We start from the raw sequence: 20,132 nt of genomic DNA on the forward strand, positions 1-20,132 counted from the left end.
TCGTAGTGGACTAACGAAAATCATCAGGCGAAGCCGATGTTTGGAATTCTTTTGCAATTCTAGACATCGGCTTTTTATATGCGTAATTTCGCACGGGAAAACTGATTATTCGTTATACGGGAATGAGGGATCGAATGTCAATCGATTGATTTTGAGACGAAACCATGCTTGGAAACGCGGATGCCATATAGTGTTCGATACTTCCGAACGATTGTGACGGTTAAGGAGCGTGCAAGCATGGCCACAGCCAATCTGAGTGTGGAATCCAAAGACTTCACCCTGCCGGTGGTTGAAGCCACGGCAGGCGCGGACGGCATCGTGGTATCAACGCTGCGTAATGATGGCTGGGTCACGCTTGACCCCGGATTTCTGACGACCGCGCAATGCGAATCGAAAATCACCTACATCGACGGCAAGAACTCGATTCTGCGCTACCGTGGATACCCGATCGAGCAACTGTGCGAGCAATCCGACTTCCTTGAGGTCGCATGGCTGTTGCGCCACGGCGAACTGCCGAATCGGGAGCAGTACGACCGTTTCATTTCCGACATCAACCATCGTACGATGGTGGGGGAGGATTTCCGCACCTTCATGGGCTCCTTCCCGCGTACTGCGCATCCGATGAGCGTGATGGCGTCCGCGGTCAACGCGCTCGCCACCTTCTACCCGGATACTACGGATATCAACGATTCCGACCAGCTTGATGAAGCCGCGACCATTATCATGGCGAAGGCGCGAACCATCGTCAGCTACATTTTCCGCCGTCGTCGTGATGAGCCGATGCTTTACCCGGATTATTCGCGCGGTTACGTGGACGATTTTCTGCGCATGTGCTTCGCGGTGCCGTACGAGCCGTTCGACTCCGATCCGCTGTACGTGCACGCGCTCGGCCGACTGCTGATCATCCATGCCGATCATGAGCAGAACTGCTCCACGTCCGTGGTGCGTATCGCCGGTTCCGCCCACGCCAACCTGTATTCCGCGGTCGCCGCAGGCATCAACGCGCTTTCGGGCCCATTGCATGGCGGTGCGAATGAGGCGGTGCTGCGTCAGCTCAAAGCCATTCGCGATTCGGGTAAAACCGTCAAGGAATTCGTGGAAGACGCCAAAACCAGTGGTCAGCGCATTTCCGGCCTTGGCCACCGAGTGTATAAATCGTATGATCCTCGTGCGGCGATCGCCAAGACGTATCTGCAGAAGATCATGGAACGTGCGGATACGTTGAAACTGCCTGCCGATGAGCGTGCATTGTTCGATGTCGCCACGGAATTGGAGAAGATCGCGCTGAATGACGAGTATTTCGTGTCTCGTCACCTGTATCCGAATGTCGACTTCTACACGGGATTGATCTACCGTGCGATCGGGTTCGATCCGTCGATGTTCACCACATTGTTCGCATTGGGACGCATTCCCGGTTGGATTGCGCAATATCGTGAGATGCTTGCCGATCCGAACACCAAGATCGGTCGCCCCCGTCAGGTGTACACCGGTTACACCGAACGCGATTATGTTCCGATCGACCGTCGATAGTTGCTTTTTCGCTGTTTCATGGAATCGTGATGCCTTTCGCCAAGCCCTGCGGCTAAAGTATTGCACGGAAACGTGCAAGTAATGCAATCACTATTGTGAAGGAGCGAAGAATGACCGATCAGCGCACTGCGTGGGGTTGGGGTCTGGCCAGCGTGGACGCGGCCGGCAATACTCTGGATGTTTGGTATCCGGAATTGAAGCTTGGTGAGGCGCCGGAGGAAGTGGCCCGCCCGAACCACAATTTCGACAACCTCGCCCATGAGGGAGCGGACGCGCGCGGCGTACGCCGCATTCCGGTGTTCACCGTATCGAAGCTTGACGAGCCAATCGAAGATGCCGCCGACGCCTACCTGCGTCTGCACTTGCTGAGCATGCGTCTGGCCAAGCCGAACACACTGAACCTGGACGGTATTTTCGCGGCCCTCAACAATGTGGTGTGGACCAACTATGGACCGTTCGCGGTCGAGGATTTCGCTCTGCGCAAGCTCGATGTGATGGCCGCTGCCAACCAGAGCGCTCCGGGCTTGCCGAAGGCCGACGTGAACGTGCTGTCGATCGACAAGTTCCCGCGCATGGTCGACTATGTGGTGCCGACCGGCGTGCGTATCGGCGATGCCGACCGCGTGCGTTTGGGCGCCCACCTTTCCGAAGGTACCACCGTCATGCATGCCGGCTTCGTGAACTTTAACGCTGGCACGCTCGGCGTTTCCATGGTGGAAGGCCGAGTCTCCCAAGGCGTTGTGGTCGGCAACGGTTCCGACATCGGCGGCGGCGCATCCATCATGGGCACCCTGTCCGGTGGCGGCAAGCTCAAGAACTCCATCGGCGAGCATTCGCTGCTCGGCGCGAACGCGGGCATCGGCATCTCCCTCGGCGACAACTGCGTGGTTGAAGCCGGCCTGTATGTGACCGCCGGTACCAAGGTAACCATCTACGACAAGGCCAAGGTCGCAGCGGGAGAACCGCTCGAGACCGTCAAGGGTGCCGACCTTTCCGGCAAAGACAACATTCTGTTCATCCGCAACTCGGTGTCCGGCCGTATCGAAGCGCGCTATCGCAAGACCGGTATCGAACTGAACGAAAAACTGCACAAGAACTAAAAAACAAGCCATGAAAATCTCCCTTATCACCGTCGGTAAAGTCAAGGAAAAATATCTGCGCGACGCCATCGCCGAATATTCGAAACGACTCAGCCGATACTGCAAGCTTGACATCGTCGAAGTGGCCGACGAGAAAACGCCTGAGCATGCCAGTGAGGGAGTTGAACGGCAAATCAAAGCTAAGGAAGGCGAACGCATCGCCAAGCATATACGTGACGATGCGTTCGTCATCGCGCTCGCCATCGAAGGCCATCAGCTGACCAGCGAGGAACTTGCGCGGAAAATCGATGGTCTCGGGCTGCACGGCACAAGTCATATCCAACTCATCATCGGCGGCTCGCTCGGACTCGATCCAACGATTTTGAAACGGGCGGACTACCTGCTGAGCTTCTCCAAAATGACGTTCCCGCATCAGTTAATGCGCGTTATTTTGTTGGAACAGATCTATCGTGCGTACAAAATCAATGCCGGAGAGCCCTACCATAAATGATTCGTTCACGTTTTCGAATGATTAGTGCATGATTTCCGCGCATGAAATACGAGACTGCGTCAAAAATGCCGTAAGTCGATAAGTAGAAGGTGTTGCCTATACTGGTGCCCCATGAGTGACTACAGAAGCGAACGCGAGCAGCGAGAGCGCCGCCGCCGCACTTTGGTGCGAGCGGTGTGCATCGTCATTGCCGCGGCGATGCTGCTGAGTCTGGTGATTCCTGCTATCTACGCAGGTCTTTGACGCCCTTGGTCTGGTACGATCCTCCCCGGGTCTGCATTCCCATACGTAACGAGACTGGTTCGCGGTTCGGCAGGGTGGGAGCGAGCATGTGGGCATGCGGAAAATTGAGGATTGTGCGAAAGCCGTATGAGGCTCCATGACAGAATATAAAGAACGCATAAAGAAATGTATGGTGTAAACGATGGCAGAATTTGATTTTTCCCAAGCAATCGGCGAAGCACGCGCCAAATACGAATCGATTTCCAAGGCGCTTGACGTCGACCGACTGACCGCACAGGCCAAGGATCTTGAAGTGCAGGCGGCCGAACCGGGACTGTGGGATGACCCTGAAAACGCGCAGAAGGTGACCAGCAAGCTTTCCGCGGTGCAGTCCCAGCTGAAGCGTCTCGCCTCCGCAATCCAGCGTATCGACGACGTCGAGACGCTCGTGGAATTGGGACAGGAAGAAGACGACGCCGACACGTTGGCGGAAGCGCGGTCCGAAGTCGAAAGCATTCAGAACGATCTGGCTGACATGGAAATCCAGACCCTGCTTGACGGCGAATACGACGAACGTTCCGCAGTGGTGACCATTCGCTCCGGTGCCGGCGGCGTGGATGCGGCCGACTTCGCACAGATGCTGTTGCGCATGTACCTGCGTTGGGCGGAACGCAACGGCTACAAGGCCAAGGTCATGGATACATCCTATGCGGAAGAGGCGGGCATCAAGTCCGCCACCTTCCAGGTGGATGCCCCCTATGCGTATGGTCGCATGAGCGTGGAAGGCGGCACCCACCGTCTGGTGCGCATCTCCCCATTCGACAACCAGGGCCGCCGTCAGACCAGCTTCGCAGCTGTGGAAGTGGTGCCGCTTGTCGAAGCGACCGATCATATCGACGTTCCTGATTCCGAAATCCGTGTTGATACCTACTGTTCTTCCGGTCCTGGCGGTCAGGGCGTGAACACCACGTATTCCGCGGTGCGCATCACCCACATTCCGACCGGCATCGTGGTGACCATGCAGGATGAGCGCTCGCAGATTCAGAATCGTGCCGCGGCCATGGCCGTGCTGCAGTCCCGACTGTTGGTGCTGCGCCACGAAGAGGAAGCCAAGAAGAAGAAGGAACTCGCCGGCGACATCAAGGCCAGCTGGGGTGATCAGATGCGCTCCTACGTGCTGCATCCGTATCAGATGGTCAAGGATCTGCGCACTGGCTATGAGACCTCGCAGACCCAGGCCGTGTTCGACGGTGACATCGACGCGTTCATCGAAGCTGGTATCCGCTGGCGTCATGAACAGCGTCGCGAGGCTGCGGAAGAAGCGGAAGCCTAAAAGCCGCGATTACCGTAATCAGAACAGCACATAGTGGAGGGGTGCGACGATGGCGCTGATTTCGCTTGAACATGTGAGCAAGGTGTATCCAAAAGGCACCAGGCCTGCGTTGGATGATATCAATCTCGACATCAATCGAGGGGATTTCGTGTTCCTCGTAGGCGCATCGGGTTCTGGCAAAACCACATTGCTGAGCCTGTTGCTGCGTGAAGAGGAGGCCACGGACGGCGAAATCCGCATCGCAGGCAACGATTTGCGACGCCTGCCCGCACGGCAGGTGCCTCATTATCGTCGTTCCATCGGCTTCATCTTCCAGGATTACAAGCTGTTGAACAACAAAACGGTGTGGGAGAATGTGGCGTTCGCACTTGAAGTGATCGGCACAAGCCGTTCTACCATCAAATCGTTGGTGCCAAAAGTGCTGCAGACGGTTGGACTCACCGGCAAGGAGGACAGCTACCCGCATGAGCTTTCCGGCGGTGAGGCGCAGCGTGTGGCCATCGCGCGAGCGTATGTGAACCATCCACAGATTCTGCTGGCCGATGAGCCTACCGGAAACCTTGATCCGACCACATCGTTAGGCATTATGGAAGTGCTTGACGCCATCAACCGCACCGGCACTACCGTCGTCATGGCCACACATAATGAGGAAATCGTCAACTCCATGCGCAAGCGCGTGGTCGAACTGCATACCGGCAAAATCGTGCGTGACGAGCAGCAGGGATCCTACGATTCCGCACTGTACTTCCCGGATGCCGAAGTGGAATCCAAATCGCATCAGGCGCTGAATGGTGGCGATGCCGACGCGAAATACCGTGCGCCAAGCGGTTTGGTCGTGTCCGATGCTTCCGATGGGACGGTGGATGTGGAAGGTGCGACGCGAGCCGAAACCGCGGCGAATGCGGTCGATGCAGTAGCCGCTGCCATCCACAGTGGCAATGGAGATGCGGGCATTGCGCGACTTGCCAATTCCGTGCATTCCGGTCGCACCGGCCGTTACGGAGAGGCGTTCGCCCCGGTGGAGACCACGCTGACCTGGGGCAAGGGGCTGAAGATCGAGGAACTTGCCGAACAGGAACAAGCTGATTCGTCTGCACTTTCCCAGAGCGAATCCAATGCCGATGCCACTATCGTTTCGTCTGAAACAAGTGTCGAAGCAGGAAACGCGGATGAAAACGAGCAGCCGGCGGAGCCAACGGTTCCTGCGCCTCCGGCACCGCCTATGCCTCCCGTGCCGCCAGCGCCTCCGGCCCCTCCTGCCGTTCCCGCGGCAACTGACGATGACGAAGCGAACTGCGCAGAACAATCCGCCGAACAGCATGAAACGTCCGAAAACAAGGAGAACGACTGATGCGTTTGCGTTTCATTCTTTCCGAAACCTGGAGCAGCCTCAAGCGTAACGTGCCCATGCTGCTTTCGGTGATGCTCGTTACCTTCATCTCATTCCTTTTCATCGGAGCGTCGGTGCTTACCCAGGCGCAGATCACCAAAGCCAAAGGCGATTGGTATTCCAAGGTCGAAGTGGTGGTGTGGATGTGCCCCGACGGCACCAGCCAATCCGTGAACTGCACTGCGGGAACCGCCGCGACGCAGGCACAGATCAACGACTTGCAGCAAACCATCCGCAATGAGCTTGCTGATGATGTTTCGCAGATCACCTTCGTCAGCAAGGAAGATTTCTATAACGACACCTTCCTCAAGCAATATCCGAACGGCGAATATCAGGGGCGTACGCTTACTGCCGATGACATGCAGGATTCATTGTGGCTCAAACTCAAGAATCCTGAAAAATACCAGGTGGTTTCCGAAGTGCTTTCCGGCAAGGAAGGCGTCGATACCGTCAGTGACCAACGGCAGATTTTCGAGCCGGTTTTTGCCGTGCTGAACCGCGCTACCATTGCGACCGCCGCATTGGCCGCGGTGATGGTGGTTGTTGCCATTATGCTGACCGGCACCACGATTCGCATGTCTGCGGCGTCTCGCAAAACCGAAACGGAAATCATGCGTTTGGTGGGTGCTTCGAACTGGACGATTAGATTGCCGTTCGTTCTGGAAGGTGTGGTCGCGTCGTTGGTGGGTTCGCTGCTGTCTTGCGCCACGCTTTCGGTATTGGTGAAGGTGTTCGTCACTGATTGGCTTGCGACTTCCGTGAAATGGATTCCGTATGTGAATCAGATGACAGTACTTTGGATTTCGCCGATTCTGGTTCTTGGAGCGGTATTGCTGTCTGTGGTTGCATCCACGGTATCGCTGCATAGATATCTGAAGGCCTGATAGGTATTGCTTAATGGCAGGTGGCGGTACGTGTCGCGGATTTTAAGCATGAGATGCTATGGTGTGGAACAATGATGGGAGGCAAGTGACCGAATGATAAGCAAAAAAGCTCTCAAGCCGGCCGCTGCGGTGTTTGCAACGGGGGCTATGTGCGCCACGATGGCGATCGCCCCGTTCGCGCCTGTTGTTCCGCAGGCGCATGCAAATACGTATAGCAATCTGGTGAACGCGCAGAATCAGAAGTCCAATAGCGCACAGCGGGAAGCGCGGTTGCGTTCGCAGCTTTCTGGCGTGAAGTCCGATCTGGCAGACAAGATCGTCGAGCTGGACGAATTGACGAATACGAAGATTCCGGCGGCCCAAGCTGAGGTCGATGAGGCCAATGCCGCTGCCGCTTCGGCGCAAAGCGAGGCGGAGGCTGCCGCTTCCCGTTTGGAAGCGGCGCAGAAAGACAAGGAAAACCTCGAAGCGCAGATTGAGCAGACGGGCAAGGACTACGACGACGCGCATGCGGCCGTGGCGCAGATGGCTCGTGAAGATATGCATGGTTCCGACACATCCACCGTGATGAGCGTGGTGACCGGTGCCACAAGTACGCAGGAGTTCATCAACTCCATGCAGTCGCGTGATGCGTTGAGCCGTACCGAGGCCAATGCGGCCAGCGATGCGGCGAATACGTTGAACACGTCGATGAACCGTAGCGAACGTCTTGCCGCAATCGAAAAGCAGATCGCCAATCTGAAAACCACAGCTGATGAAAAGGCTGCATCCGCACAGCAGGCTGCCGCCTCCGCACAGACCCAGCGCGACTCGCTTGACCAGTTGCGCGCAGAAGGCGAAACCCGCCGTGCCGAATTGGAAAGCAAGCAGTCGCAGCTGAATAGTGACGTGGCCAAGCAGGCGGCGCAAACGGTTATGTTGCAGTCGCAGGTCGATTCCTTCAATCGCCAGTATGCAGCCGAGCAGGCCGCCGCAGCCAATCAAAATAATGGCGGCAATCAAGGGCAGACCCAGCCAGGCAACAGCAATACCAATAATGGCAGCAACAATGTGACGCCTGCTCCCGCGCCAACTCCTGCGCCTACTCCCACTCCTGCTCCCGCGCCGAGCACCAATAACAATTCCGGTCAGGGAACCTCCAATGGCGATTACGGCAATGCCTACGTGGCCGGCCAGTGCACGTGGTGGGCGTACGACCGTCGTAGACAGATGGGCATCGGAACCCCTTCATATTTGGGTAACGGTGGTCAGTGGTATATTACAGCTCCCTCATATGGTCTGCGAGTGGATCATAATCCGCAGGTGGGTGCGGCTCTCTCCTTCCTTCCCGGACAGGCTGGAGCAGATGGTTTCTACGGTCATGTGGCCGTTGTGGAAGCGGTGAACGGAAGCACTATCACCATTTCCGAGATGAACGCGTCCGGTGGTCCCTTCAACGTGTCGTACCGCACGCTATACAACGCATCTCAGTTCTGGTATGTGCACTGATTCATCAAGGAGCGTTTGAGTTTTTCCTTGAACGTTGTGTCACGGGAGCGCGCCGCCTGAATCGTTGGGCGGCGCGCTCCCGTGATATTGTCGATTGTTGCGTTGCAAAACACTTCTTCGAAGAACCGGAAAGGAGGTCCGACATGGCCAAGGAGCAAGGTGTGAAGCCGATTGCGCAGAACAAGAAGGCACGCCATGATTACGCCATCGAAGACAAGTATGAAGCCGGTCTGGTGTTGACCGGCACTGAAGTGAAGTCGCTTCGTGAGGGACGCGCATCGCTGGCCGAATCGTTCATCACCATCGACCGTCGCGGTGAAATGTGGCTTGAGGGAGCCAACATTCCTGAATATCTCAATGGTACGTGGAACAATCATGCCCCTAAGCGCAAGCGTAAGCTGCTACTTCATGCGGCGCAGATCGACAAGCTGGCACGTCAAAGCCAAGCTAAAGGTTTCACCATCATTCCGCTGAGCCTGTATTTCAAGGATGGCCGCGTCAAGGCGGAAATCGCGTTGGCCCGAGGCAAGAAGGAATTCGACAAGCGTCAGGCGTTGCGCGAGGAACAAGACAAGCGTGAGGCGTTGCGTGCCATGCGCTATGCCAACAAGCAAGTGCGATAAGTCGAAACCGGAAAATTTCCGGTTTCACATACTGACATAAAGCGGCGGTCGTAATATTTTTGTAGCTTGACTTCTCTAGTGTATGGTTCGGATTCGGTCGAATAGACCGAGCGAGACATAGGAGAAGGATATGGAAGCGAAGAAAAGTCTGAAGGCGGCTGCCGCGTGCGTGCTGAGCGTTGCGATGTTGTTTGCTGGAGCGGCATGCGGCACCAGTGATGGAAGCGACGATGCGGCTTCGTCCAATAGCGGTTCGAAATCGAACGAACTGACGGGGTACGATGTTTCGTCGGTGCAGAAAGACGATGACATCGCCAAACTGTTGCCCGACTATGTGACGAAGGACGGCAAGCTCACCATCGGCATGGACACGTCGTACGCTCCTGCGGAATTCCTTGCGGAGGACGGCAAGACCCCGGTCGGCTTCGATGTCGATATCGCCAAGGCTTTGGCACAGGTGTTCGGTCTTGAAGCGGATCCTGAGACCGCGAATTTCGATTCGATCATTCCGTCGGTCGGATCCAAGTACGATATCGGCATTTCGTCGTTCACCGTGACCAAGGAACGTTTGGATGCGGTTGATTTCGTAAGCCATTTCGATGCCGGATCGGCATGGGCCGTGAAGAAGGGCAATCCGAACAAGATCGACACGTCCGATCTGTGCGGCAAGAAGGTGGCCGTGCAGACCGCCACCATGCAGGAGACCGAAGCCAACAAGATGGCCAAGCAATGCGAGGCCGACGGCAAGGATAAGCTTGAAGTGATCTCCAGCAAGCTGCAGACCGATGTGACCACGAACGTTGTCACCGGCAAGGCTGACGTGTTCTATGCCGATTCGCCGGTCGCGGGCTATGCCATCGCGCAAACCGATGGACAGCTGGAAACGCTTGGCAAGGTCGAGGGCGTCGCTCCGGAAGGCATCGTCATCAAGAAAGGCGACAGCCAGATGGATGAGGCCGTGCAGAAGGCCGTGCAGAAGCTCATTGACGACGGTACGTATCTGAAGATCCTCAAGTATTGGGGCGTCGAGGACGGTGCCATCAAAACGCCGGAAATCAATACGCCGGGCGCCGAATGATTCCATGATTGAACCGTCTGCGGATCAGACGGTTTCAAGAATCGCATAGCTTGCGATATGCCGGAAACAAAGCGGGTTTTGATCATATTGTGATATGACAAAACCCGCTTTTTCGTAGGGAAAAACGGCATGTCAAATAGAGTTTGCGTACTATTAACGCGGCCGTAGCAATCGTTTTTATGGTGCGTGCAGAACTTCGGTTCGGCCGTTTTCATACGGTCGGGAATGAAGAGATGATTCGCGATGGCTTTCAATAATCTGAGGAAACTCACTGTTTTGCGCTAAGCGCCGCCATGATCGTTTCGTTGGGTGCGTGCGGCACATCGGAAAAGTCCGATTCCACGGCTTCCGGTGATTCCAAGTCGTCGTCGAACGTCACCGGTTATGACGTTTCCGGTGTGACGAAGGATGCTGATATAGCCGCAATGCTGCCGGAATCAGTCACCAAGGACGGCAAGCCCACCATCGGCATGGACACGTCGTACGCTCCCGCGGAATTCCTTGCGGAGGACGGCAAGACCCCGGTCGGCTTCGATGTCGATATCGCCAAGGCGCTCGCCAATATGTTAGGTCTTGAGGCCGTGCCGCAAACCGAAGGCACGTTGGAAGCCCTTGGCGAGGATATCGGCGTGACCAAGGAGGCAGTGGCCATCAAGAAGGGCGATTCCGATACAGCCAAGGCGGTGCAGGCCGCACTGCAGAAGCTCATGGATGACGGCACGTATATGAAGATCCTCAAGCATTGGGGCGTGGAGACCGGAGCGGTCGACAAAGCCGAAATCAATCCGACCGACCTCGGCTGAACGATCAAACGTAAGGCAGGTATCGTACGCGGTGATACTGTGATGCCGATATGACGGAAGGCATGCGGACCGAATCCGCGTGTCTTCCGTTTTTCGTATATGGATTTTCCGTGATTCGATGATCTTCATTGCGTGATTCTTGGCTGGTGCGTAGGTTTTGCGCAACGTAACGTACATGTAGCATTGCGCTCTTATCGTGCCTATTTGAGATACTGAGGTTCTCTGCAATCGAATGGCGTTGAGATCTCGGTATGGCAATGAAGAGATAAGAAGAAGGATATGCGTATCATGTCTTTGAAGATCAAGTCCGTTGTGGCGCTTGCGCTGAGCGCGGCGATGTTGTTTTCCGCTGCCGCTTGCGGCACCTCCGATGCTTCCAAGTCCGGCGATTCGTCGGATTCGTCGAACACTACCACCGGTTACGATGTCAGCACCATTGAAAAAGATGACGAGCTGGCCAAGCTGGTTTCGTCCAGCGATCTGGTGAAGGACGGCGAGCTTTCCGCCGGTATGGAGCTTTCGTACGCTCCGGCTGAATTCTATGCCGAAGACGGTAAGACTCCGGTCGGCTATGATATCGACATGACCAAGGCCATCGCCAAGACGCTTGGTTTGAAGCCGAACATCGTGTCTTCCATGTTCGACACCATCATTCCTTCCATTGGCTCCAAGTATGATCTGGGCATCACCGCCATGACCATCACCGAAGAGCGTATGCAGTCCGTGGATTTCGTGAGCTACTACCGTGCGGGTTCCACGTGGGCCGTGCAGAAGGGCAATCCGAAGAAGCTCGACACTTCCGACATGTGTGGCGCGAAGATCGCGGTGCAGACCGGCACCGTGCAGGAAGAGGAGGCCAACACCATCGCCAAAGGCTGCGAGGCCGACAACAAGGCCGAAGTGATGTCGTACAAGCGTCAGGCCGAAGCGGCCACTGCAGTGGCTACGGGCAAGGCCGATGCGTTCTATGCCGATTCGCCGGTCGCCGGTTATGCCATCTCCCAGACCGACGGACAGCTTGAGGCCTTGGGTGACGTCGAAGGCGTGGCCAAGCAGGGCATCGCTGTCAAGAAGGGCAACACCCAGCTTGCTGAAGCCGTGCAGAAGGCCGTACAGAAGCTGATGGACGATGGCACGTATATGAAGATCCTCAAGCATTGGGGTGTGGAATCCGGTGCTCTGGACAAGGCTGAGATCAACCCGACCGATCTCAACTGATCTCATCTCCACTATTTTCATCAACAACGAAGGAACTGAAGCATCATGGCGAAAAAACAGATCGACGGCGACGGCCTCGATATTCCGAATCGCATCAAAGCGCTGCCGGTTAAGCGTACGGGCCCGATTGTGGCGGCGGTCATCGTTGCTCTGCTCGCCGCCATGCTGCTGCAGGGCCTGATCACCAATCCGCGTTTCGAATGGAATGTGGTTGGGAAGTACCTGTTCAATGAGAATGTGCTTGAAGGCATCAAATACACGCTGCTGCTGACGGTCATCTCCATGGTCATCGCGATTGTTCTGGCAGTGATTCTGGCCGTGATGCGCAAGTCCATCAATCCGGTGCTGCGTGGCGTGAGCTGGTTCTACATTTGGTTCTTCCGTGGCACCCCTGTGTATACGCAGCTGGTGTTCTGGGGTCTGTTCGCCGTATTGGTGCCCCGCATCGGTGTGGGCATTCCTTTCACGTCCATTGAATTCTGGAGCATTGACTCGCAGTCCGTCATTACCGCGTTCAACGCGGCATGGCTGGGTCTCGCGCTGAACGAAGCGGCATATCTGGCCGAAATCGTGCGTGCGGGTCTTGAAGCCGTCGATCCAGGTCAGACCGAAGCGGCCAAGGCGCTGGGTATGAAGCGTTCCATGATCATGCGTCGCGTGGTGCTTCCTCAGGCCATGCGCATCATCATTCCGCCGACCGGCAATGAGTTCATCGGCATGTTGAAGACCACCTCGCTGGTCAACGCCGTGCCGTTCACGCTGGAACTGCAGTTCGCCACCACCGCAATCGCAACCCGACTGTACAAGCCGATTCCGCTGCTGATCGTGGCCTGCATCTGGTATTTGGTGATCACCTCCATCCTGATGGTGCTGCAGTCTCGTCTGGAGAAGCATTTCGGCAAGGGCTTCGATGCACGACCGGCCGGCGCGCGCGGCAAGCAGCCGCCGCTGCCGGGTAAAACCGAAGGCGAACCGAAAGACGATATCGCCAAGCAGAACGAGGCAACGTTCGCGGGCATGACCGCGTGAGGGGAGTGAGCAATGACTGAACCAACCACCAACGGTGTTGTTCCCGCAGTGAAGGCCACGCAGGTGCATAAGGCTTTCGGTAGCCTGCACGTGCTCAAGGGCGTCGATATGACGGTTATGCCCGGCTCGGTGACGGTGATTCTGGGACCTTCCGGTTCCGGAAAATCCACGTTCCTGCGCCTGATCAATCAGTTGGAAACGCTGACCGGCGGCGAAATCGACGTCGACGGCGAAATGATCGGCTACAAGTACGTCGATAAGGACGGCAAGCAGGTGCTGCAGACCCTGAACGACAAGGAAGTGGCCGAGCAGCGTTCCAAACTGGGCATGGTATTCCAGAGGTTCAACCTGTTCCCGCACATGACGGCGCTCGAAAATGTGATGGAAGCGCCGGTCCACGTCAAGCACATGGATAAAAAGGAAGCCCGCAAGCTTGCCATCGAAGAACTGAATCGCGTGGGCATGGGCGATCGCCTCGATCACTATCCGGCACAGCTTTCCGGTGGCCAGCAGCAGCGCGTGGCCATCGCCCGTGCGCTTGCCATGAAGCCGGAAATCATGCTGTTCGACGAGCCGACCTCCGCACTCGATCCGGAATTGGTGGGCGAAGTGCTGAACGTCATGCTGTCTTTGGCGAAAGAAGGCATGACCATGGTGGTTGTCACCCACGAAATAGGCTTCGCGCGCGAAGTCGCCGATCAGATCGTATTCATGGACGGCGGTGTTGTTGTGGAACAGGGCGGTCCTGAAATCATTGACAATCCGCAGGAACCACGATTCAAGGACTTCCTGCAGCACGTGCTGTAAATCGCCGTAAGCGTAATCGTAAGAGTCAGACATCTCTTCATTTCAAGAATTGCGATCAAGAGAATGGCTGAAGAAAATCCCCATGTTGAAAACTGTCGGCATGGGGATTTTTGTGTCCATATATCAAAGGTTCGGCGCGATGGAGCGGTTTCGTTTCGAAAATGACACCATTACCCGATAAGCTGAGGTGTTATGTGTGGAATCGTAGGATATGCAGGAAATGTGGAAACCGCGTGCGGCAAGCCGTTGGAAGTGTGCCTCCAAGGCCTACAACGTTTGGAATACCGCGGGTATGATTCGGCCGGTGTGGCGCTGACCGCGCCCGGCATGGACCATGTGGAAGTGCGTAAGAAGGCGGGGCGTCTCGCCAATCTGATCGAAGACGTGGAACGCAATCCAATGCCGATGGCCACCGTGGGCATCGGACACACCCGTTGGGCCACCAACGGCGTGCCGAATGACATCAACGCGCATCCGCATACTTCGCGTGACGGCAAGGTCGCCATCATTCATAATGGCATCATCGAAAACGCCTCCCAACTTCGTCTTGATCTGCAGACGGAAGGTTACCGTTTCTCATCGGAAACCGATACGGAGGTCGCGGCGAAACTGCTGGGCAAAATCAGCGAGAAAATCGTTGAGGAAACCGGCAAGCCTGACCTGTTTAAGGCCGTGCGACGCTTGGCGCGCATGCTGGAAGGCGCGTTCACGATTCTCGCCACCGACTGCCGTCAGCCGGGTATCGTGGTCGGTGCCCGCCATGATTCGCCGCTGGTGGTTGGTCTTGGCGAAGGTGAGAATTTCCTCGGTTCCGATGTGGCCGCGTTCGTGGCCTACACGAAGCGTGCCATGGAAATCGACCAGGATCAGGCCGTGATGGTGTCCGCCGATAAGGTCGTGGTGTCTGATTTCATGGGCAACATCGTGGCCGATCCGAAGACCTACACCGTGGATTGGGACGCTTCCGCGGCCGAAAAGGGCGGTTGGGACTCCTTCATGGACAAGGAGATCCATGAAGGGCCGGCGGCGGTGCAGCGCACGCTGTTGGGACGTCTCGGCAAGGACGGCAATCTCAATCTTGACGAGGTTCGCATCGACGAGCATGATTTCAAGGCGATTGACAAGATTATCGTCATCGCCTGCGGTACCGCCGCCTATGCGGGCATGGTGGCCAAGTACGCCATCGAGCATTGGGTGCGTATTCCGGTGGAAGTGGAGCTTGCCCACGAATTCCGCTATCGTGATCCGATTCTCACCCCGCGCACGTTGGTGGTGGCCATTTCGCAGTCTGGTGAAACCATGGACACGCTGATGGCATTGCGCCACGCGCGCGAGCAGGGTTCGAAGGTGCTGGCCATCTGCAACACGCAGGGCGCGTCCATTCCACGTGAATCCGACGCGGTGCTGTACACGCACGCTGGTCCGGAAGTGGCGGTCGCCTCCACCAAGGCGTTCGTGGCGCAGATTACTGCCGCCTACGTGCTTGGCTTGTATTTGGCGCAGGTCAAGGGTGCAATGTTCCGTGACGAGATCGCGCAGGCGTTGGATTCCCTCAAAGACATGCCTCGCAAGATCCAGTGGGTTCTTGACACGCAGGCCAAGACCGTGCATGATGCTGCCGCACAGATGGTCGATGCGAGGTCCTTCCTGTTCCTGGGTCGTCATGTCGGCTACCCGGTTGCGATGGAAGGCGCGTTGAAATTGAAGGAAATCGCCTACACCTTCACCGAAGGCTTCGCGGCCGGCGAGCTCAAGCACGGTCCGATCGCATTGGTGGATGAAGGCGAACCGGTAGTGTTCATCGTGCCGCCGGCACGTGGCCGCAATGTGCTGCACGCCAAGGTTATTTCCGGTATCGAAGAGGTCAAGGCCCGTGGCGCGTACATTATCGCCGTGGCCGAAGAGAACGATCCCGATGTTGAACGCTATGCGGACGTGGTGTTCTGGCGTCCGGCCTGCCCGACGCTGATGAGCCCGCTGGTGGATGTGGTGCCGCTTCAGCTATTCGCCATGGACATGGCCAAGCTGAAGAATTACGACGTTGACAAGCCTCGTAATCTCGCCAAGTCCGTCACCGTGGAGTAATCGTTCATACGATGCGTCAACAGCGTCAGCAGAAGAGGCATCGTTACGTTCTTGAAGAGCCTCATATTCCGTTCGAATATGGGGTTCTTTACGAGAACGATGCAATTATCGTGGTTGACAAACCGCATTTTCTCGCCACCACACCGCGTGGCATGTGGTATCGCGAAACCGCGTTGATCCGACTTCGGGAACAGTATGGCGAACCTGATATTGTTCCCGCGCACCGTTTGGACCGACTTACCGCAGGCATCGTCGTATTTGTGCGCAAACCGGAATTGCGTGGCGCTTACCAAATGCTGTTCCAAAATCGCAAAACCATAAAAACCTATGAATGTTTGGCGCCACTTGCCCCCGATCGGCATCCGCAATATGGAACAATCGTAAGAATCGACAGGCATCAACCATTTCCGGCAATCCGAGCATCGCATATTTGCAAGGATCGCGGGCGACTTCAGGCGTACGAAATTCCGGAAACCGTCAATGCGCAAACGTTGATTGAGCGGGGAGGCACGGTACGTTGCATCGACGGCAAAGCATACGTGAATTATGTGCTGCACCCGAAAACCGGCAAAACGCACCAGTTGCGTGTGCATATGAATTCGTTGGGATTGCCGATTTTGGGCGATGATTTCTATCCGAATATTGTGCAGCGTTCTTACGATGATTTCTCGCAGCCGTTGGAATTGGTGGCTCGTGAGTTGCGTTTCGACGATCCGGTGACAGGGGAGCCTCGTACATTCGTTTCGAAAGTGCCGCTTGGCTGATTAACAGTCTGATCAGCAGGTATTGCTCGCTGAATAAAGATATATAAAAACCGTTTATCGATATACTGATATTTGATCGCATCGCTATGGCGTGTTGAAGTTGCGTGTCCCTATAATTGGACATTTCACATTTCGTGTTACCGAGCGTGATTAGGATGTGCTCTTGTTGTGTTGGCTGGTAAAGGCAAGCCGGCTGGAAAGAACGAGAGAGAATATGAACCATATTTCGAAAGCGCTTCGTGGCGTTGCCGACAAGTACAACGGCGTGTCACTGATTATCCGCATTATCGTCGGTCTTATCGCGGGTACCGCACTGGCATTGGTCGTGCCGCATATGGCGTGGATCGGCGAATTCGGCACCCTGTTCGTAAGCGCATTGAAGGCCGTCGCTCCGATTCTGGTGTTTGTACTGGTTGCAAGCGCTCTGGCTCAGGGTAATTCCAAGCTTGATAGCCGTTTCGGTACGGTGCTTTTCCTGTATCTGTTCACCACGTTCCTGTCCGCCGTAGTGGCGGTGCTGACGTCTCGCATGTTCCCGCAGACCATATCGTTGGGCGATGCCGCTGACGCCGATGTGGTGCCGCAGGGCTTGAGCGAGGTTGTGCAGACGTTGCTGACCAATATTGTGGCCAATCCGATTCAGGCCATGATCGACGGCAACTACATCTGCATTCTGATGTGGGCTTGCCTGTTCGGTCTTGCCATGAAGGGTATTGCCAATGAAAGCTCCAAGGCGTTCCTTGCCAATGTGGCCGATGGCGTGTCTCAGGTGATTCGTTGGGTCATCAATCTCGCCCCGTTCGGCATTATGGGCTTGGTGTTCACCAGCGTTTCCGAAAACGGCTTGGCGGCCTTCACCGAGTACGGTAGCCTCCTGCTCCTGCTCGTCGGCACCATGCTGCTGATGGTGCTCGTGTTCGGCCCGCTGGTCATTTTCCTGTACCTGCATCGCAACCCGTATCCGCTGGTGTACCGCTGCTTCAAGGAATCCGGCCTGACCGCATTCTTCACTCGTTCCTCCGCGGCGAACATTCCGGTCAACATGCAGCTGTGCGAGAAGCTTGGTCTTGATAAAGATATGTATTCCGTGTCCATTCCGTTGGGCGCAACCATCAACATGAACGGTGCCGCCATCACCATCACCATCATGGCCATGGCTGCCGCCAATACGATGGGCATTCAGATTTCGTTGCCGGCCGCCATTCTGCTGTCTGTGGTGTCGGCGCTCGGCGCATGCGGCGCTTCCGGTGTGGCCGGTGGCTCGCTGCTGCTTATTCCAATGGCCTGCTCGCTGTTCGGCATCAGCAATGACATCGCCATGCAGGTGGTGGGTGTCGGCTTCATCATCGGTGTTATTCAGGATTCCGTGGAGACCTGCCTGAACTCCGCTTCCGACGTGGAGTTTGCGGCGACCGCCGAATATCATGCTTGGCTCAAGCAGGGCCGTCAGCTTCCTGCGTTCATGTATTCCAAGAAGGAACGCCAGCAGCTCGGCATCGAAGCCTGATTTCACCCGATTTCAGCTTTTCGTTCAATCTAGAAGGCGTCTCTCCCACGCGGTTCACCTACGCTGGAGAGACGCCTTTTTCGTATTGGCTGATTTGATTGATTGCGTTGATTAAAGTCGCGAGATATTGCGATTAGTCGAGTTTTGCCACGGATCCGCGGTCGATGAATTCGGGGGTGATAAGTTTCTTGATTCCAGAAGGCACTTTTTTGCCATTGCATTGTTGCTCGATCATGGAAAAAGCCTCTTTCCCCACAGTTCTGAGCTTGAGACGTACGGTGGTCAGTTCAAGACGGGGCACAACGCCGCGGAGTGAATCGTCCACACCGATGATGCTGACATCTTCGGGAACGCGCTTTCCGGCTGTCCTCAGGCCAAGCATGGCACCGTATGCCATTTGATCGTTGCCTGCGAAAATTGCGGTGCAATCCTTTTCGTGGGCCAAGGCCAATCCGGCTTGGTAGCCGCTATCTGCTTCCCAGTCGCCGTAATACATGGGTGGTGTGGGAATGCCGACTTGCGCTAATGCGTCGCGCCACCCTCTGATGCGGCTCTGTGCTGCGCGTGAAACGGTGGGGCCTGCGATGTGGTACACAGTTTTATGCCCCTTCGACAGGAAAAAGTCCACGGCTGCAGTGGCGCAACCATACGAGTCCGAATCGATGGTAGGGCAGTGGTTTGCCGGTTCCTCGCAAATAAGCACTACCGGTAGGTTGTCGGATGGCTTGAACTGGTTGAAGTCGGTGAAATCGCGTTCCATAATCACGATTGCACCATCGAGGGGGAGGCCTTCCACAAGTTTCAGTGCGCCGGCGAGTGACTGATCCTGCAGGTTATCCAAGGGGCGAATGGTGATGGAATAGCCGCTATTCGCGGCCGCTGTAGTGATGCCTTCGAGGATACGTGAGTTCCCGTAGGCCGACATGTGCGAAAGCAGTACACCAACATTGTTGAAATGTCCGCTTTTCAAAGCACGTGCCGCATAATTCGGCCTGTATCCGAGATGCTCCATGGCTGCCTCGACCTTAAGTTTCGTCGCTGGGCGTACGGCATCGCTCCCATTAGCCACTCGGGAAACGGTCTGCGGTGAAACCCCTGCTTCCCTAGCGACGTCTTGCAGCGAGACTGAGTTGCGTGCCATGTGTATCTACCTTCCGAACGAAAATGCGTACTGTGCTTAACTTTACATGCTTACTTCTGTATTGTTTTCGTCACCATGCAATTTGTTCGATGCAGTGAATATGTGGTCTAGAATGTGCGAAAAGTAGACACTTTTGGAATATAGTGTTATTATGATAACGCAAACATTTGGAAGGAGCTGTTTTACGGGGGTGTAAATTGCCCTGTGAAATGGTATTGCCTCGAAGGAGAGGAATGATGTCAGCAACGGAAGTTGTTGCCAATATGCCACTGCATTCGGCAACCGTGCGTGTCAATAAACACAAGGCGGATTGGCGTGGTTGGAAGTTCATGTGGCCGTTCGCGTTGGTGTTCGTGTTCGTGTTCGTGATCCCGATCCTGTACGCGGTCTACATCAGCTTCTTCCAGAAGCAGATGATCGGCGGCACGAAGTTCGTGGGAATCAGCAACTACATTCGTCTGTTCCACGACCAGCAGTTCTGGAGCTCAGTCGGCAGGGTCGCGCTGTTCACCTGCGTGCAGGTGCCGATCATGCTGTTCCTGTCGGCGGCGATGGCTTTGGCTTTGGATTCCATGAAGCTGCACGGCGCGAAGTTCTTCCGCATCACCACGTTCCTGCCGTACGCGGTGCCGGCCGTGGT

Annotated in this window: 19 protein-coding genes; 18 read left to right on the top strand and 1 reads right to left on the bottom strand. The window is 55.9% G+C overall.

From position 1 onward, the window contains the following. The first annotated feature begins 237 nt into the window (after positions 1–237). The 17 genes from WMO36_RS01400 (at position 238) to sstT (ending at position 18,351) form a co-directional block, all read left to right on the top strand. Positions 238–1,530, top strand: coding sequence for a citrate synthase (locus tag WMO36_RS01400; protein WP_099570868.1), 1,293 nt, complete (start codon positions 238–240; stop codon positions 1,528–1,530). Between the two features lie 110 nt (positions 1,531–1,640). Beyond that, a complete protein-coding gene (dapD, locus tag WMO36_RS01405; protein WP_271724558.1) occupies positions 1,641–2,630 on the top strand; it encodes a 2,3,4,5-tetrahydropyridine-2,6-dicarboxylate N-succinyltransferase in 990 nt (329 codons plus the stop codon). Positions 2,631–2,640: 10 nt separating this feature from the next. Then, on the top strand, positions 2,641–3,120 hold the full coding sequence (gene rlmH / locus WMO36_RS01410; protein ID WP_099570866.1) for a 23S rRNA (pseudouridine(1915)-N(3))-methyltransferase RlmH: 480 nt from the start codon (positions 2,641–2,643) through the stop codon (positions 3,118–3,120). A 111-nt stretch (positions 3,121–3,231) separates the two neighbouring features. Continuing rightward, positions 3,232–3,363 carry a hypothetical protein gene (locus WMO36_RS01415; RefSeq protein ID WP_003835721.1) on the top strand — a complete coding sequence of 44 codons (132 nt, stop codon included), beginning with the start codon at positions 3,232–3,234 and terminating at the stop codon, positions 3,361–3,363. A gap of 181 nt (positions 3,364–3,544) precedes the next feature. Beyond that, on the top strand, positions 3,545–4,675 hold the full coding sequence (gene prfB, locus WMO36_RS01420; RefSeq protein ID WP_099570865.1) for a peptide chain release factor 2: 1,131 nt from the start codon (positions 3,545–3,547) through the stop codon (positions 4,673–4,675). 49 nt (positions 4,676–4,724) lie between these two features. Beyond that, a complete protein-coding gene (ftsE, locus tag WMO36_RS01425) occupies positions 4,725–6,026 on the top strand; it encodes a cell division ATP-binding protein FtsE (protein WP_271724559.1) in 1,302 nt (433 codons plus the stop codon). Next, the gene (gene ftsX, locus WMO36_RS01430) at positions 6,026–6,949 is read left to right on the top strand and encodes a permease-like cell division protein FtsX (protein WP_144090758.1); all 924 of its coding nucleotides are present in this window, start codon (positions 6,026–6,028) and stop codon (positions 6,947–6,949) included. The genes ftsE and ftsX overlap by 1 nt, the downstream gene beginning before the upstream one ends. 93 nt (positions 6,950–7,042) lie before the next feature. Next, the gene (locus WMO36_RS01435; RefSeq protein ID WP_099570862.1) at positions 7,043–8,437 is read left to right on the top strand and encodes a CHAP domain-containing protein; all 1,395 of its coding nucleotides are present in this window, start codon (positions 7,043–7,045) and stop codon (positions 8,435–8,437) included. 143 nt (positions 8,438–8,580) lie between these two features. Next, positions 8,581–9,060 carry an SsrA-binding protein SmpB gene (gene smpB, locus WMO36_RS01440; protein ID WP_004219704.1) on the top strand — a complete coding sequence of 160 codons (480 nt, stop codon included), beginning with the start codon at positions 8,581–8,583 and terminating at the stop codon, positions 9,058–9,060. Positions 9,061–9,190: 130 nt separating this feature from the next. After that, positions 9,191–10,138, top strand: coding sequence for an ABC transporter substrate-binding protein (locus WMO36_RS01445; RefSeq protein ID WP_099570861.1), 948 nt, complete (start codon positions 9,191–9,193; stop codon positions 10,136–10,138). 293 nt (positions 10,139–10,431) lie between these two features. Further along, positions 10,432–10,941, top strand: a complete 510-nt coding sequence (locus tag WMO36_RS01450; protein WP_250779101.1) for a transporter substrate-binding domain-containing protein — start codon at positions 10,432–10,434, stop codon at positions 10,939–10,941. Positions 10,942–11,229: 288 nt separating this feature from the next. After that, entirely contained in the window at positions 11,230–12,159 is a 930-nt protein-coding gene (locus tag WMO36_RS01455; RefSeq protein WP_099571164.1) for an ABC transporter substrate-binding protein, read from the top strand. Between the two features lie 45 nt (positions 12,160–12,204). Then, on the top strand, positions 12,205–13,188 hold the full coding sequence (locus WMO36_RS01460) for an amino acid ABC transporter permease (RefSeq protein WP_099570859.1): 984 nt from the start codon (positions 12,205–12,207) through the stop codon (positions 13,186–13,188). 12 nt (positions 13,189–13,200) lie between these two features. Continuing rightward, positions 13,201–13,995 carry an amino acid ABC transporter ATP-binding protein gene (locus WMO36_RS01465; RefSeq protein WP_004219687.1) on the top strand — a complete coding sequence of 265 codons (795 nt, stop codon included), beginning with the start codon at positions 13,201–13,203 and terminating at the stop codon, positions 13,993–13,995. Between the two features lie 192 nt (positions 13,996–14,187). Further along, on the top strand, positions 14,188–16,080 hold the full coding sequence (gene glmS, locus WMO36_RS01470; RefSeq protein WP_294448542.1) for a glutamine--fructose-6-phosphate transaminase (isomerizing): 1,893 nt from the start codon (positions 14,188–14,190) through the stop codon (positions 16,078–16,080). An 11-nt stretch (positions 16,081–16,091) separates the two neighbouring features. Next, positions 16,092–16,844 (top strand): pseudouridine synthase, encoded by a 753-nt coding sequence (locus tag WMO36_RS01475; protein ID WP_099570857.1) that lies wholly within the window; start codon positions 16,092–16,094, stop codon positions 16,842–16,844. A 214-nt stretch (positions 16,845–17,058) separates the two neighbouring features. Further along, on the top strand, positions 17,059–18,351 hold the full coding sequence (gene sstT / locus WMO36_RS01480; protein WP_099570856.1) for a serine/threonine transporter SstT: 1,293 nt from the start codon (positions 17,059–17,061) through the stop codon (positions 18,349–18,351). Positions 18,352–18,484: 133 nt separating this feature from the next. On the opposite strand, the gene WMO36_RS01485 is transcribed toward sstT, so the two are convergent. After that, positions 18,485–19,492 carry a LacI family DNA-binding transcriptional regulator gene (locus tag WMO36_RS01485; RefSeq protein WP_003835762.1) on the bottom strand — a complete coding sequence of 336 codons (1,008 nt, stop codon included), beginning with the start codon at positions 19,490–19,492 and terminating at the stop codon, positions 18,485–18,487. Between the two features lie 236 nt (positions 19,493–19,728). Between WMO36_RS01485 and WMO36_RS01490 the strand changes: the two genes are divergently transcribed. Beyond that, on the top strand, positions 19,729–20,132 hold a 404-nt coding region (locus WMO36_RS01490), incomplete at its 3' end, for a carbohydrate ABC transporter permease (protein ID WP_435374378.1).

This window comes from Bifidobacterium hominis (assembly GCF_040095915.1).
Lineage (GTDB): Bacteria > Actinomycetota > Actinomycetes > Actinomycetales > Bifidobacteriaceae > Bifidobacterium > Bifidobacterium hominis.